Origin of the sequence: Enterococcus sp. DIV1937, assembly GCF_050535975.1 — a bacterium.
In the GTDB taxonomy this organism is placed as follows: domain Bacteria; phylum Bacillota; class Bacilli; order Lactobacillales; family Enterococcaceae; genus Enterococcus; species Enterococcus faecalis.
The window spans coordinates 2096530-2111670 of sequence record NZ_CP172909.1; the positions used below are offsets into that span (position 1 = coordinate 2096530).

The window sequence follows — 15141 nt, forward strand, 5'->3', positions numbered from 1 at the left end:
ACCTTTTACACCGTTAACATATAGCCTTTTGAACGAATTGTTTTGATATATTGTGGTTTGTTCACATCTTGTTCAATTTTTTTACGCAAATGGAAAATCACATTAGCGACACGATATTTTCGTTCATTCGCAGTATCTTTCCAGACATTTTTGTAGAGTTCTTCATATGTAATTGTTTGTCCTGCGTGTTTGTATAAATACTCTATTGTGAAAAATTCCAATTTTGTTAAAAGAATTTCTTCTCCACTTCCCAAGCAAACACTCAAATTTGGCGCAATTAAATACAATCTCTCAGAAAGATTCTTAGTAACTGTTTGTTCCTCGTTTGCAATAGCTAATTTAGGATAAAAACGTCTTTTTACACGTTGCAATAAATTACTCATGCTTAACATGCATTCTTGACGATCATAAGAATGATCAAAAACGCCATCTGCACCTAATTGTAAATAAATAATTCGATTGACTTTACTAATTACTTCTGTCCGAGAAAATAACCAAATCGGTAAATCTGACTGCTTGCGAATCGTCATTAATAACTCACAACAAGTATTTACTTGCTGGTGGTCAGTAACTTCAATCACTAATCCATCAATATGGTGCAAATGAAGAAGTATATTTGTTCCTTGGATGATCTGACATTCTACTTGATTACTAACAAACCAATTTTGACAGTATTCTTTTGTTTCAATTGTCAAAGGAACGACACCAATTGTATATTTTTCCATTTTTCCACCTCAATCTTCCTAATATTCCCCTTCAAAATATAATAATTTTTATTTATATTCTATTAATAAATAAAAATTACCAACTACTAGTTTTCAAAAAATGATTGTTATTACTAAATTTTATCGAATAAAAACAAGGCTGTCTAGCTAAAACGAAGCCTTTAAATTATCATCTTTTTTGTTAAATGAGTAAATATTTGAGAAAATACCATAAGCAAAGATATTATTTAGATTATTTATTCTTTATGTAAAAAAAAGCTTACGATTTTTCAATCGTAAGCTTTTAGAATATTTTTTTATTTTTACATCATACCGCCCATGCCCATTGATGGATCCATCATAGGAGCTGGTGCAGCTGGTTCTGGTTTGTCTGCAACAACTGCTTCAGTTGTTAATAATAAAGCTGACACAGAAGCTGCATTTTGTAAGGCAGAACGAGTTACTTTTGTTGGGTCAACAATACCGGCTTCAACCATGTTTACCCATTCACCGTTAGCTGCATTGAATCCGATACCTAAGTCAACATTTTTTAGTTTGTCAACAATCACTGATCCTTCATAACCAGCATTTTCAGCGATTTGACGGATTGGTTCTTCTAATGCACGAACGACAATCTTGATCCCTGTTGCCACGTCGCCTTCAGCTTCCAGCGCAGCGACTTTACCAATTACATTGACAAGTGCGGTACCACCACCAGAAACCATGCCTTCTTCTACAGCGGCACGTGTTGCGTTTAATGCATCTTCAATTCGTAATTTTAATTCTTTTAATTCTGTTTCAGTTGCAGCACCGACTTTAACGACAGCAACCCCGCCAGCTAATTTAGCTAAACGTTCTTGTAATTTTTCACGATCAAAATCAGACGTTGTTTCGCCGATTTGGTTTTTAATTAAATGAACGCGGGCATCAATGGCTTCTTTTGAACCAGCACCTTCAACAATTGTTGTGTTATCTTTGTCGACAACTACTTTGCTAGCATTTCCTAAGTTTTCAATAGTTGTGTCTTTTAACTCTAACCCTAAGTCGTCAGTGATTACTGTACCACCTGTTAAAATAGCAATATCTTCAAGCATCGCTTTGCGGCGGTCACCAAATCCTGGCGCTTTTACTGCGACAACATTAAATGTACCACGGATTTTGTTCAATACTAATGTTGGTAGAGCTTCCCCATCAACATCATCCGCAATGATCAATAGTGGACGGCTTTGTTGTAGAATTTGTTCTAATAAAGGTAAGATATCTTGAATATTTGAGATTTTTTTGTCGGTAATTAAGATATATGGATTTTCTAAAACAGCTTCCATTTTATCGTTGTCAGTAACCATGTATTGAGATAAATAACCGCGGTCGAATTGCATTCCTTCAACCACATCTAATTCTGTTTCAATCCCTTTTGATTCTTCAATGGTAATTACGCCGTCGTTACCAACTTTTTCCATTGCATCAGCAATTAATTGGCCGACTTTTTCAGAACCTGATGAAACAGCAGCGACTTGTGCAATCGCTTCTTTTGAATCAACTACAGATGAAATATTGTGTAATTCTTCTACTGCTGTTTTTGTTGCTAATTCAATCCCACGGCGAATACCTAATGGGTTAGCTCCAGCAGTTACGTTTTTTAAGCCTTCACGAACAATGGCTTGTGTCAAAACAGTCGCTGTTGTTGTTCCGTCACCAGCAATATCATTCGTTTTAGAAGCAACTTCTGAAACTAATTTTGCGCCCATGTTTTCAAAATGATCTTCTAATTCAATTTCCTTAGCAATTGTTACTCCATCGTTAGTAATCAATGGTGAACCAAATGATTTTTCTAAAACAACGTTACGACCTTTAGGGCCTAATGTCACTTTCACTGTATCTGCTAATACATCTACTCCGCGTAGCATTGCTGCACGTGCATCTTCTGCAAATTTAATCTCTTTTGCCATGATTTCTTCACCTCATAATTTTTTTCTTCTATTATATTATTCTGTAAAAGTTGTTTATTATTCAACAGTGGCAATAATGTCTTTGGCTGATACAATTAAGTATTCTACGCCTTCGTATTTCACTTCTGTTCCTGAATATTTTTCAAACATTACTGTGTCACCAATTTTTACTTCCATCGGAACTTTTGTGCCATTTTCAAGCACACGACCTTCACCTACTGCGATAACTTCACCTGTTTGTGGTTTTTCTTTTGCAACGGATGCAAGAACAATTCCTCCAACAGTTTTTTCTTCTTCTTTCGCGACTCTAATTACGACGCGATCGCCTAATGGTTTTAACACAATAAATCCCTCCAAATAAAAAGTTTTCGCTTATTTTAGCACTCGATACACAAGAGTGCTAACTCACACTATTTATAATACTCATTTCACTCTAAAAATGCAAGTCTTTTCTCTCTTTTTCTTGTCAATTATAAGATACGCATTTTTTATTGCGTATTCTTTTTTCATGGAATGTTTTTCCAATCCTTTAATTCATGGTAAAATAAATTGACTACGATTGGAGGCGAATAAAATGAAACAACGTTTACTTACAGCACTAATAGCAACCTTCGTTTATTTTGTGATAGCGAATTTAGGAAATCTTGTTTTCAGTGTCACAGAAGGAATTGTTTCGACACTTTGGGAATCTCTTTTCTTTTTCTTATTCGTTTTTCTTTTATTAGGATATCGCAATAATCGTAAAAAATAATTATAGAAAGGATTAACCATGACCTTAAGAAAATCAAGTTTATTTATTTTAGTCACATACATTATCGCTTTCTTCGGGCCGTTACTTTTTTCGGGTATTTCCCCCAATGCAGCGATTAATGTGACAACTGCTCTCTACATTATTGGCGCCCTTGTAATGATTGGCATCTTTTTAAAAACAACAGAACCTTCTCCTTTAGAGGAAACAGCAACCTTGAAATCACCTATTTTTATTTTTTTACTAGGTGTTAGTGGGATTTTCATTGCCATGCTGATTCAAGGGGTTACTTTTGCCATTGAAGTAGCCATCACAGGAGAACAAGCTACTTCTCAAAATACGCAAGCTATTGTGGCGGTGATTTTGGCAAATCCTTTATTTATTTTGGCAACTACTATCGGTGGTCCGATTATGGAAGAATTCGTCTTTCGTTATGCATTTATCCATTTAATCCAGCCTTTTACAAATTTCTGGATTGCGGCTACTGTTAGTTCGGCGATTTTTTCACTCGCACATGCCGATGGTCACTTTTTTGTTTATTTCTTTATGGGATTTTTCTTTGCTCTTTTGTACAAGCAAACTGGAAAAATTTGGACCTCAATTATTGCCCATTGCGGCATGAATACGATTGTGATTATTGTTCAACTACTTTTGCATAATGGTGCAATTCAATAAGAAAAGGGCCTTCGTCTAAACGACTAGGCCCTTTTCTTTTGCTTATTCTTCTTCGTCAATCAATTCGTTGTCATGATGTAAGAAATAAATTAATGTTTGTAATTCGTTGGTTAAGTCAACATTTTGAATTAATACTTCAGGTGGCGCTACTAAACGCGCAGCCGTAAAGTTTAGAATTCCTTTAACCCCTGCTTCGGCAAGTTTGTTCACAACTTCTTGCGCTTTGCGAGCTGGAATAGTTAAAATAGCTACTTCGATTTGTTGAACACGGATTTGTTCCATCATATCTTCCATTGGATAAACCGGAATACCGTCAACAATGCGTCCCACAATATCTTCATTCACATCAAATGCGCAACTTACACGAATACTGTTGCTTTGATGGAATTTGTACTTTAATAAAGCACTTCCTAAATTACCAACCCCGATTAATGCGACATTGGTTAACTCATCTTCATTCAATGTTTTTGCAAAAAAGTTCATTAAGTTTTCAACATCATAGCCGTACCCACGTTTACCTAATTCACCAAAATATGAAAAGTCACGACGAATAGTCGCACTGTCTACTTGTACCGCTTCACTTAATTCAGTTGATGAGACTTTATTTTTTCCTGTATCATGTAACATTCTTAAGTAGCGATAATATAAAGGAAGGCGTCGCGCCGTTGCTTTTGGAATAACTTGATCTTTCACAATTGGACCTCCAATACTTTCACTTAAATCTTATCCATTAACATAATAGCAGTTTTTCACAATAAAAAGCAATTCTATGGCTCAAAAATAGCATTTTTCTTCAAAAGTTTGTGATAAAAGGTATAAACCTTCACAAAGCATTTTTTGATACGTGCTATTTTAGCAGATTTTATGCTACACTAAGGGCAATGAATTTAGAAATGAGGACTACTGATGATTTTATTACAAGCAAATCAAGTTGCCCGGCATTTTGGCTCGGAAACATTGTTTGAAAACATACATTTAGAAATTGCAACAAAAAGTCGGATTGCCTTAGTTGGTCGTAATGGTGCTGGAAAATCGACTTTTTTAAAAATCATTGCAGGCATTGATGCTCCCGATAGCGGAACCATTGCCAAAAATAAAACTGCTACGTTAGGTTATTTAGCTCAAAATACCGGTTTAGAATCAGATAAAACCGTTTGGGAAGAAATGACAAAAGCCTTTGCTGACATCCTAGAAATGGAACAGCGTATGCGAGAATTAGAAACCAAAATTAGTGAAATGGAGCCAACCACTTCCGTTTATGAAGGAATTTTAAAAGAGTACGATCAATTGCAACATACGTTTTCTGAAAAAAATGGCTACGGCTATGAAAATGAAATTCGCTCAGTCCTTCACGGCTTTGGCTTTGATGAATCCTTTTACACGAAAGATATTCAAACCTTATCTGGTGGTCAAAAAACCCGGCTTGCATTAGCAAGAATGCTTTTACAAAAACCAGACATTTTAATTCTGGACGAGCCTACAAACCACTTAGATATCGAGACGCTTTCTTGGCTGGAATCTTATTTGCCAAGCTATGCCGGCGCCCTATTGATTGTTTCCCACGATCGTTATTTTTTAGATAAGGTAGTTAATGAAGTTTATGAACTGAGCCGCAAAAAAATGACTCACTACAAAGGAAACTATTCCAAATACTTAGAGTTAAAAGCAGAACAATTAGCCAGTGAATGGAAAGCGTATGAAAAGCAACAAGAAGAAATCAATAAGTTAGAAGATTTCGTTGCCAAAAATCTGGTTCGTGCATCTACAACGAAACGTGCACAAAGTCGCCGAAAAGTATTAGAAAAAATGGACCGTTTAGACCGACCTCAAGGAGATGAAAAATCGGCGCATTTTCTTTTCGATAGTGAAAAAGTCTCGGGAAATGTTGTTTTACAAGTCGAAGATGCCGCCATTGGTTACGACCAAGAACATATTTTATCCGAACCTATTCACTTGGATATTCGTCGCAAAGAAGCCATTGCCTTAGTCGGACCGAACGGAATTGGTAAATCCACTCTCTTGAAATCAATTATTGACCGCATTCCTTTCATTAAAGGAAGTAAAACTTTTGGCACCAATGTTTCTGTAGGTTACTATGACCAAGAGCAAGCCAATTTACATGGCAATAAAACGGTCCTAGCGGAATTATGGGATGAACACCCAACCACACCTGAAAAAGAGATTCGAAGTATTTTAGGCGGCTTTCTCTTCAGTGGAGATGATGTTGAAAAAACGATTCCTTTATTAAGTGGTGGCGAAAAAGCCCGTGTGGCATTAGCAAAATTAGCGATGGATCGTGACAATTTCTTGATTCTCGATGAGCCAACCAACCACTTGGATATCGATAATAAAGAAGTTTTAGAAAATGCGCTGATTGATTATGAAGGAACCATCCTCTTCGTTTCCCATGACCGTTACTTTATCAATCGAATTGCAACAAAAGTTGTTGAGCTTTCTGAAAAAGGCAGCAAACTTTATTTAGGCGACTATGATTATTATTTAGAAAAGAAACAAGAGGAAGAAGAAATCGCTGCCCTCTTAGCTAATGAAGAAGCGGCGAAAAAACCCGAACCAGTTACAGCCAAAAATACCTTTTATCAAAACAAGGAGCAACAAAAATTACTCCGTACTTTGCAAAGAAAAATAACACAAGTCGAAGAAAATCTTGCTCAGTTAGATACGACAATTGCACAATTAGAAGCACAAATGAGTCAACCAGACATTCTAGAAAATCATGTTGAATTGCTGGCTTTAAACCAACAATTAGATGACGCTCGTCAGCAACAAGATGAACTACTTGAGCAATGGGAAAATTTCAGTTTAGAATTAGAAGAAATGGAAAATAACAATTAACGGAGGGATTCACTATGGCTTCCAAAAAAATCAGTTTAACGAAGCCCAAATATCAACAAATCGCCGTTGATGTTGCGGAAAAAATTGCAGAAGGCAAATTACATGTTGGAGATAAAATCCATGCCCGTTCCACCCTAGCTAACCAATACCAAGTGTCGCCAGAAACAGCTCGCAAAGCCATTATCGTTTTAGTTGATTTAGAAATCGTTAAAGCCAAACACGGCAGCGGCTTCTATGTGGCATCAAAAGAAAAAGCGCAGGACTTTGTGACACAATATCAAGACGTTCAAACGATTGCTGAAATTAAAGAAGAATTGCTAGATAGCGTAGCGAAACAAAAAGAAGAACTTACTCATTTTTCTAGCATTCTAGATACTCTTGTTGAACAAACAAAGCGTTTTGATTCTTTCAATCCAATGAATCCTTATTCATTAGTTTTAACAGAAGAAGCTGCTTATCTTGAGGCGACGATTAGCGAAATGAATTTTTGGCAAAACACTTCGGCAACGATTATCGCTATCAAACACAAAGAAGAGCTTTTGGTCTCACCTGGTCCATATGCAAAGATTTCGTTGAACGACACACTTTATTTTGTTGGACATGACGAATCAACCTTACAACGTGTCCAAAATTTCTTTTATCCTTAAACAAAAAAGTGACTACTTATCTTGCGGTAAATAGTCACTTTTTTTATTTATTATTTCTATTTTTCATAAAAAACCACTATAAAACCTAGTTAAAATACTGTTTTTCTTCATTTTCAGAAAGATTTTCATCTAATTTGACAAAGTGACAACTTTATAGTAGTCTGATGTAGTCACTTTTTTTAATGAGGAGGAACAATGATTTGCCAAAAGTAAAAGTAAATCACCTTACCAAGATCTTTGGTAAGAAAACCAAACCGGCACTTGAAATGATTCGTGCCAACAAAAGCAAAACAGAAATTTTAGAAAAAACGGGTGCCACAGTCGGTGTTTATGATGTAAATTTCGAAGTTGAAGAAGGCGAAATTTTCGTTATTATGGGGTTATCAGGAAGTGGGAAATCAACATTAATTCGTTTATTAAATCGTTTGATTGAACCAACTTCAGGAAATATTTATATTGATGGACAAGATATTTCTTCTTTAGATAAAGAAGGATTACGTGAAGTACGTCGAAATAAAATGAGCATGGTTTTCCAAAACTTTGGTCTTTTCCCCCATCGAACTATCTTAGAAAATACGGAATATGGTTTAGAAATTCGTGGTGTTCCTAAAGAAGAACGCCAAGCAAAAGCTGAAAAAGCCTTAGAAAATTCTAGCTTAATTGCTTTTAAAGACCAATTACCAAGTCAATTATCTGGTGGGATGCAACAACGTGTCGGCCTTGCTCGTGCCTTGGCTAACGATCCAGAAATTTTATTAATGGACGAAGCGTTCTCTGCTCTTGATCCGTTAATTCGTCGTGAAATGCAAGACGAACTATTAGATTTACAAGAAAATGTCAAAAAAACCATTATCTTTATCACACATGATTTGAATGAAGCTTTACGAATCGGCGACCGGATTGCTTTGATGAAAGATGGTCAAATTATGCAAATTGGGACTGGAGAAGAAATTTTAACCAACCCAGCCAACGAATATGTGCGAACCTTCGTGGAAGATGTGGATCGTTCAAAAGTCTTAACTGCCCAAAATATTATGGTACCTGCTTTAACTACTAACATTGAAATTGATGGCCCAACTGTTGCTTTAAAACGGATGCGTCAAGAAGAAGTGAGTATGTTACTTGCCGTGGATAAAAAACGCCAACTAAAAGGCGTGGTACGCGCAGAAAAAGCTTTAGAAGCGCGTAAAAACGGGACTTCTCTTGTAGAATGTGTGGATCCAGAAATTCAAACAATCGACAAAGATATGTTAGTGAATGATATTTTCCCACTGATTTATGATGCACAAACGCCTCTTGCTGTGACTGATAACGGCAAACTATTAGGCGTGGTCATCCGTGGTAGCGTACTTGAAGCACTTGCAGAAACAGAGGTGAACGAACATGAATAAGTATCAATTACCTGTCGCGTCTTGGGTTGAAAGTTTTACTGATTGGTTAACTTCAACATTTGCTGGATTATTCAGCTTTTTACAAACAATTGGTCAAAGTGTAATGGACAACATTACTGCCTTACTAACAGCCGTACCACCACTTGTGCTGATTGTGCTATTAACGATTGCTGCTTTCTTTATTTCTAATAAAAAAATTGGCTTAAGTTTATTCACATTTATCGGCTTAATGTTTATCTATAACCAAAACTTATGGAACGATTTAATGAGTACCGTTACGTTAGTTTTACTTTCTAGTGTTATTTCCATTATCATTGGTGTGCCACTAGGGATTTTAATGGCGAAAAGTGAAAAAGCCAAGAGTATTATTACACCGATTTTGGACTTCATGCAAACAATGCCTGGTTTCGTTTACTTGATTCCAGCCGTTGCATTCTTCGGAATTGGTATGGTTCCTGGGGTCTTCGCCTCTGTTATCTTCGCTTTACCACCAACCGTTCGCTTTACGAACTTAGGAATTCGACAAGTGCCAAATGAACTTGTTGAAGCAGCTGATTCTTACGGTAGTACTGGATGGCAAAAATTATTCAAATTAGAATTACCTTTAGCCAAAAACACGATTATGGCTGGTGTTAACCAAACAACCATGCTAGCTCTATCAATGGTAGTTATTGCTTCAATGATTGGTGCGCCTGGATTAGGACGTGGCGTCCTTTCCGCTTTACAACGTGCACAAGTCGGGAACGGTTTCGTAAATGGTGTGGCTTTAGTTATTTTAGCGATTATCATTGACCGTTTTACTCAACATTTAAATAATAAAAAAGCAGCCCCTAAAGCAGCTGGTGCCACCTCTAAAAAGAAAAAATATGGGATTATTGCAGCGGTTGTTGTAATTGTCGCTGGCTTAGTTGGTGCTTCAATTTTTACAACAACAAATGATAAGCAAATTTCCCTTTCTTATGTGGAATGGGATACCGAAGTAGCCTCCACACATGTGGTTGCCGAAGTCTTAAAAGATATGGGGTATGATGTTAAAACGACCCCTTTAGATAACGCAATTATGTGGGAATCTGTAGCTAAAGGTGAAACAGATGCCATGGTTGGTGCGTGGCTGCCAGGAACTCACGCAGAGCAATATAAACAATATAAAGATAAATTAGACGACCTTGGTGAAAACCTTAAAGGTGCAAAGCTAGGAATTGTCGTCCCTTCTTATATGGATGTTGATTCTATCGAAGATTTATCTGATCAAGCTGGGAAAAAGATTACTGGAATTGAACCTGGTGCTGGTGTTGTTGCAGCAGCAGAGAAAACTAAAGAAGCTTATCCTAATTTGAAAGATTGGTCTGTTGAAACTTCTTCATCAGGTGCCATGACTGTCGCCTTAGGACAAGCAATTAAAAACAACGAAGACATCGTTATTACTGGCTGGTCTCCTCACTGGATGTTTGCAAAATATGATTTAAAATATTTAGCTGATCCAAAAGGCACTATGGGCGGCGAAGAAGCGATTCACACAATGGCTCGCCAAGGCCTAAAAGAAGATCAACCAGAAGCTTACAAAGTGTTAGATAATTTCCATTGGACAACTAAGGATATGGAATCTGTCATGTTAGAAATTAACGAAGGCAAAGACCCACAAGAAGCTGCACGTGATTGGGTTGATTCACATAAAGACCAAGTAGCAGAATGGAAAAAATAATTCTTAACAAATGACTTCCCCATCTATTAAAAGAGGACGTTGAACAAATTGTTCAACGCCCTCTTTTTTCGCAAAAAAAACCACTCAGTTGGGTAGACTGAGTGGAAAGGAGTTATTTTTACTTGAGGAGTAAAAATGAAAAGTGTTTATGTTGGGTGTTTTGTTGGTATGCTTATATATTAACGAGAACCTGTGAATAATTTGTGACGAAAACCTTGGAAATTTGCTACGAATTACTTAAAAAAGTTTAAATGTGTCTCACCCTAGTTAATCAATACAGCGATTATTTCTTTTTAGCATTTTGGATGGCTTTAAATAATGTTGAAAATTGTCCTTTGAAAGACATCACATCATCAAAGATATCAACACCATCGTTTAACATTTTGACGGTCACCCAGCCAAGCGCTTCCGTAATTGCTACTGCAACTGAAGCATTGACCATGCCACCAGTCACAGTTCCGACAACAGGAATCACTTTTAGAATATTTCCGACTGCGCTCTTACCTAAACTAACCACTACTAATTCTTTGGTTAAACTTTTCCCTAAGCTTTCAGACCAAGACTGACCAAAAATTTTATGCAGCCGTGACATCATAGTTAATTGAACAGGTACCAGTAAAAAAGCATCCGAAAATGGAATTGGTGAAAACCCAATAATTGCTGCTGACAATGCAGCAAAATGAATCGTTTGATGACTTTTCTTTTTCACGTCAGGTGAAACACCAGCCAAAAATTCATCAAATACTTTGTCGAGTTGTGTTTGACTGTTCGTCACTAATTGTTCTGCTTTACCTTTAGAAGTTGCGAAAGCATTCATTATGGCCGTAGATGTTTTTTGTGGAAATTTTTTCAAGACATCTTGAAAAAAAGAACGAAATTCTGGGTCTTCGATTTCTTCATTCAATTGCTTAGTTTCTTGTTCTGCTAATTCTTGTTTTTCAATCTCTTCAAAAAGTTCTTGTTTCTTTTTGTTTTTATGTTTTTTTCTTCTCATCTCATTAACTCCCTTATCTATCAATATGTAGAAACAAAGTATAGCATAGCCCCTGATTGATTCTCTTTTAGATGATTTGAAAAGCCAGAACTTATCTGTTTTTTAAACAAATAGAAATGTTCTAGCTTTTCTCAAAAAATCAGCTATTTTGTTTGTTCTTCACCGCAATACGCCGTCAAGTGTTTAGGTAAAATTTCCAGCGTAATTGGCAAAGCAGCTCCTTCATCACCATCCACATTAGTGGTTAATTCTTCTTGGTTTTCTAAGGAGATTGTTCCTTCTTTAAAGGTTAGGTAAACTAAATTATCAGTGGACTGGTCGACTCCTTTTAACAAATCTGGGACTGCTTTTACTGCATCCCACAATGATTGATCTTTTAAATAAACTAAATGAAGTTTGCCATCATCCACTTGGGCCTCTGGTAATAATGTTTCAAACCCACCGATTGAATTCGTTAAGCCAACTAAAACGGTACTACTTTCAATGGTTTGTTCTTTTTGATCCAAGCTTAAATGAAAAGGATACGTTTGAGCATTCGCTAAATGTTTGGCACCTGAAATAAAATAAGCGAGTTTTCCTAACTTCGTTTTTTGTTCAACGTCCACGTCGTTAATTGACTCTGGAATCGTCCCAATCGCAACGACATTCATAAAGTAGTCGTCATTGATTTTCCCCACATCTAAAGCACTGGTTTTTTCTAAATCTAATTGTTGAATCGCTTCTTCAGGGTCCATCGGTAAATTCAAGGCTCGCGCTAAATCGTTCACCGTTCCTAAAGGAAAAAAGCCAAATTTTGGGCGGTAAGCTTGTTCTGCCAACCCGCTAATTCCTTCATTAACGGTTCCATCTCCCCCCATTACGAAAACACTGTCGAAGTGACTTTCCGCAGCTTCACGGGCAAATTGTTCTGCATCGCCGCCTTTTTCTGTTTGTTTCACTACAACTTCATCAAATAACTGCTTTAATTTTTCTTCTGCTAACGTTTCAAATTCTTTGGCTTTTTCACCACCAGAACTGGGGTTAACAATTAAAACTGCTTTTTTCACTGGCACCACTCCTCATTGATATCTAAATCGTTTGATTCCTTACAATTATTATAAAAGATATTTTTAATTCTGGCGAAAAATATGCTGACACTTGCTTAACAAACAAGCATTCCTGCTCCTCACTACTTTTCAAAACGTTCTTTAAAGCAATAGGCAAAATAATAGAACAATTTCCAAAAATCTTGCCAAACTTTTGGATCCATCCCCGTCAATTCATGAATTCGTTTCAAACGGTAATTCAATGTATTTCGATGGATATGTAATACTTGTGAGGTTTCATTGATGTTTAAGTTATGATTGGCGAAAAAAATAACGGTTTCATAGTATTCATCATAAATCGTCTGGATGGTTTCAAAAAAATCCAATTCAATATGAAAAGGAAAATTAAAAATTCCTTGAATGAAAAAATCTTCTGCTTGGTAAAACTTAGCCTTTTCTAATTGAAGAAACGATAGAAGTAAATACGTGTTTTGTGCCTCTTGGACCATTTGTTGAATCGTGGCTTTTTCCGAACTTATCACAAGGTATTCTGTTACTGGCTTTGTTATCTGAGGTGGTTCAGAAGTAATCACCAGATAACAATTTTCCCATTCAAATATTTCATGGCCAGGATAATAACTGGATAATAAGCGCTTGTCCTTGGTCAGTACACAATGATTCTGGTCATCTAATTGAAGGTTATATAGTTCCAACGCTTCAAGTTTTAAGGCTTCTGAGTAAGCAGAATCAACATGCATTAAGTGCTGGATAAACTGATTTTTTTGTTTCTTCTTTTTTTCGCGTTCTTGTTGTGTATTTAATTCTTCTGTCAGTAAAAGAACAATCGAGCGCACAAGCTTGGTAAATTTGCGCACCTCGTCTGGTTCTCCTGAAATGCCTACGACACCTAAAATGTGATCATTCAAAATAATCGGTTCATTGGTGCCTTTTTTCTCTAAAGAAGTATCTTTATAAATTTCAATATTTTTTCGTTCATTGATGGCTCTTTCTGCACCACGATGGCGCTCCCCAATTCGAGCAGAATCTCCACTCGCAATAATTTTTCCTCGTTCATCCATAATATTGATGTTATAAGGAATATCTGCCATCAACTTTTCAACAATTTTATTTGCTTGGATTTTGTCTAATTTTAACATTGCTATCGCCAACTTTCTAAAAAGCGAGTAGCGTTTGGGACATAAGCCGCAATGACTTATGTCCCAAACGCTTAATTCTTCAGATCAACGACTGAACATTTTTATTTCAGCTTTCATTACTGATGATACCATGGTTAGTTCTTAGTCACAAGGCACCAGCTGTAATGTACGAGCAATATTTTCAACGGTTCTTTCTAAGTTAACTGGCCCATTTTTCAATGCTGCTTCCAATGGTTCGGCTTTGGCCAAAATTCCAAAAATAGCCGTCATCCCTTCTTCATAGAGGACATCCACATCTTTGCCGATATAGCCAGCACAAGCGAAAACCGGTTTTTGATACTTCTTGGCCAAACGTGAGACGCCATAAGGGGCTTTGCCGAATTTTGTTTGAAAATCCATCCCGCCTTCACCAGTAAAGACATAATCAGCAGCTTTTATTTTTTCTTCTAATTGATTCACTTCTACGACAATATCAATCCCTGGGCGTAACTGAGCTTTTGTGAATGCTAGTAACCCTGCACCCAAACCACCAGCAGCTCCTGCGCCTGGCATCATCTCAACATCAATGCCGACCTCTTTTTTGATGATTGCTGCATAATGGGCTAAGTTTTTATCTAATTGAGCCACCATTTCTTCTGTCGCACCTTTTTGCGGACCAAAGACATGAGACGCCCCTGTTGGCCCTGTTAGTGGGTTATTCACATCACTAGCTACTAGAACTTCGGTAGCAAAAATACGTTGATCAAACTGTGTTAAATCGATCTGCGCCAGTTTATCTAATGCACCACCGCCACGTGTCAATTCTTGCCCTTCCTTGTCTAACAAACGCGCACCAAGTGCCTGAATCATACCGGCACCCCCATCATTTGTCACGCTACCACCAATGCCGATAATGATTTTTTTTGCCCCATGATTGAGCGCATGTTGAATCATCTCTCCTGTACCATAAGTAGAAGTGATCAAGGGATTACGTTCTGCTGCTTTAACCAATTCAATTCCGTTGGCTTTCGCCATTTCAATGACCACCGTTTCTTGGTCACCTAATAAGCCGTAATAGGTTTCAACGATTTGATCAGGAAGCGGTCCTGCCACACGCACTGGTACTCTTGTGCCTCCTGTTGCATCCACTAAGGAATCCACCGTTCCTTCCCCGCCGTCTGCCATCGGGACGTGTTGAATGTCTGCATCTTTAAATACAGCTAAAATCCCTTTTTCCATTGCCAGACAGGCTTCTTTTGCACTCATACTTTCTTTAAATGAGTCTGGAGCCAAAACAAATTTTTTCGTCATCTTTTC

At 37.0% G+C, this 15141-nt stretch carries 14 protein-coding genes; 6 read left to right on the plus strand and 8 right to left on the minus strand.

Features of this window, described 5'->3' with window-relative positions; all coding sequences use genetic code 11:
• Window positions 1-5: 5 nt before the first annotated feature.
• The 3 genes from IGL13_RS09975 to groES all read right to left on the minus strand — a co-directional run bounded on the left by IGL13_RS09975 (window position 6) and on the right by groES (window position 2995).
• Window positions 6-725: a response regulator transcription factor gene (locus IGL13_RS09975; protein WP_002356534.1), complete on the minus strand. Its 720-nt coding sequence runs from the start codon at window positions 723-725 to the stop codon at window positions 6-8.
• 302 nt (window positions 726-1027) lie between these two features.
• Window positions 1028-2653 (minus strand): chaperonin GroEL, encoded by a 1626-nt coding sequence (gene groL / locus IGL13_RS09980; protein WP_002362559.1) that lies wholly within the window; start codon window positions 2651-2653, stop codon window positions 1028-1030.
• Window positions 2654-2710: 57 nt separating this feature from the next.
• Window positions 2711-2995 (minus strand): co-chaperone GroES, encoded by a 285-nt coding sequence (groES, locus tag IGL13_RS09985; RefSeq protein WP_002356531.1) that lies wholly within the window; start codon window positions 2993-2995, stop codon window positions 2711-2713.
• 232 nt (window positions 2996-3227) lie between these two features.
• Here groES and IGL13_RS09990 point away from each other — a divergent pair, with 232 nt between their 5' ends.
• Together IGL13_RS09990 and IGL13_RS09995 are read left to right on the plus strand one after the other, a co-directional pair.
• Entirely contained in the window at window positions 3228-3404 is a 177-nt protein-coding gene (locus IGL13_RS09990; RefSeq protein ID WP_002356530.1) for a hypothetical protein, read from the plus strand.
• Window positions 3405-3422: 18 nt separating this feature from the next.
• Entirely contained in the window at window positions 3423-4076 is a 654-nt protein-coding gene (locus IGL13_RS09995) for a CPBP family intramembrane glutamic endopeptidase (RefSeq protein ID WP_002356529.1), read from the plus strand.
• A 42-nt stretch (window positions 4077-4118) separates the two neighbouring features.
• Here the strand turns inward: IGL13_RS09995 and IGL13_RS10000 are convergent, their stop codons facing one another.
• Window positions 4119-4769 carry a redox-sensing transcriptional repressor Rex gene (locus IGL13_RS10000; RefSeq protein WP_002356528.1) on the minus strand — a complete coding sequence of 217 codons (651 nt, stop codon included), beginning with the start codon at window positions 4767-4769 and terminating at the stop codon, window positions 4119-4121.
• Between the two features lie 213 nt (window positions 4770-4982).
• On the opposite strand from IGL13_RS10000, the gene IGL13_RS10005 reads away from it, so the two are divergent.
• The 4 genes from IGL13_RS10005 to IGL13_RS10020 all read left to right on the plus strand — a co-directional run bounded on the left by IGL13_RS10005 (window position 4983) and on the right by IGL13_RS10020 (window position 10669).
• Window positions 4983-6929 carry an ABC-F family ATP-binding cassette domain-containing protein gene (locus IGL13_RS10005; RefSeq protein ID WP_002365037.1) on the plus strand — a complete coding sequence of 649 codons (1947 nt, stop codon included), beginning with the start codon at window positions 4983-4985 and terminating at the stop codon, window positions 6927-6929.
• Window positions 6930-6943: 14 nt separating this feature from the next.
• A complete protein-coding gene (locus IGL13_RS10010) occupies window positions 6944-7576 on the plus strand; it encodes a GntR family transcriptional regulator (protein ID WP_002356525.1) in 633 nt (210 codons plus the stop codon).
• 200 nt (window positions 7577-7776) lie between these two features.
• Entirely contained in the window at window positions 7777-8967 is a 1191-nt protein-coding gene (locus IGL13_RS10015; RefSeq protein WP_002388977.1) for a quaternary amine ABC transporter ATP-binding protein, read from the plus strand.
• Window positions 8960-10669, plus strand: a complete 1710-nt coding sequence (locus tag IGL13_RS10020; protein ID WP_002356521.1) for an ABC transporter permease/substrate binding protein — start codon at window positions 8960-8962, stop codon at window positions 10667-10669. The genes IGL13_RS10015 and IGL13_RS10020 overlap by 8 nt, the downstream gene beginning before the upstream one ends.
• Before the next feature lie 283 nt (window positions 10670-10952).
• On the opposite strand, the gene IGL13_RS10025 is transcribed toward IGL13_RS10020, so the two are convergent.
• From IGL13_RS10025 to IGL13_RS10040, 4 genes are all read right to left on the minus strand, one after another.
• Window positions 10953-11687 (minus strand): YcjF family protein, encoded by a 735-nt coding sequence (locus tag IGL13_RS10025; RefSeq protein ID WP_002384134.1) that lies wholly within the window; start codon window positions 11685-11687, stop codon window positions 10953-10955.
• Window positions 11688-11806: 119 nt separating this feature from the next.
• Window positions 11807-12709: a diacylglycerol/lipid kinase family protein gene (locus tag IGL13_RS10030; RefSeq protein ID WP_002356519.1), complete on the minus strand. Its 903-nt coding sequence runs from the start codon at window positions 12707-12709 to the stop codon at window positions 11807-11809.
• 122 nt (window positions 12710-12831) lie between these two features.
• Complete coding sequence (locus tag IGL13_RS10035) at window positions 12832-13845, minus strand: CdaR family transcriptional regulator (protein WP_002356518.1); 1014 nt, start codon at window positions 13843-13845, stop codon at window positions 12832-12834.
• A gap of 141 nt (window positions 13846-13986) precedes the next feature.
• Window positions 13987-15135 carry a glycerate kinase gene (locus IGL13_RS10040; protein ID WP_002356517.1) on the minus strand — a complete coding sequence of 383 codons (1149 nt, stop codon included), beginning with the start codon at window positions 15133-15135 and terminating at the stop codon, window positions 13987-13989.
• Window positions 15136-15141: the final 6 nt, after the last annotated feature.

Coding starts and splice junctions, on each gene's coding strand:
- IGL13_RS09975 (WP_002356534.1), bottom strand. CDS start 725: ATGGAAAAATATACAATTGGTGTCGTTCCTTTGACAATTGAAACAAAA.
- groL (WP_002362559.1), bottom strand. CDS start 2,653: ATGGCAAAAGAGATTAAATTTGCAGAAGATGCACGTGCAGCAATGCTA.
- IGL13_RS09990 (WP_002356530.1), top strand. CDS start 3,228: ATGAAACAACGTTTACTTACAGCACTAATAGCAACCTTCGTTTATTTT.
- IGL13_RS09995 (WP_002356529.1), top strand. CDS start 3,423: ATGACCTTAAGAAAATCAAGTTTATTTATTTTAGTCACATACATTATC.
- IGL13_RS10005 (WP_002365037.1), top strand. CDS start 4,983: ATGATTTTATTACAAGCAAATCAAGTTGCCCGGCATTTTGGCTCGGAA.
- IGL13_RS10010 (WP_002356525.1), top strand. CDS start 6,944: ATGGCTTCCAAAAAAATCAGTTTAACGAAGCCCAAATATCAACAAATC.
- IGL13_RS10020 (WP_002356521.1), top strand. CDS start 8,960: ATGAATAAGTATCAATTACCTGTCGCGTCTTGGGTTGAAAGTTTTACT.
- IGL13_RS10035 (WP_002356518.1), bottom strand. CDS start 13,845: ATGTTAAAATTAGACAAAATCCAAGCAAATAAAATTGTTGAAAAGTTG.
- IGL13_RS10040 (WP_002356517.1), bottom strand. CDS start 15,135: ATGACGAAAAAATTTGTTTTGGCTCCAGACTCATTTAAAGAAAGTATG.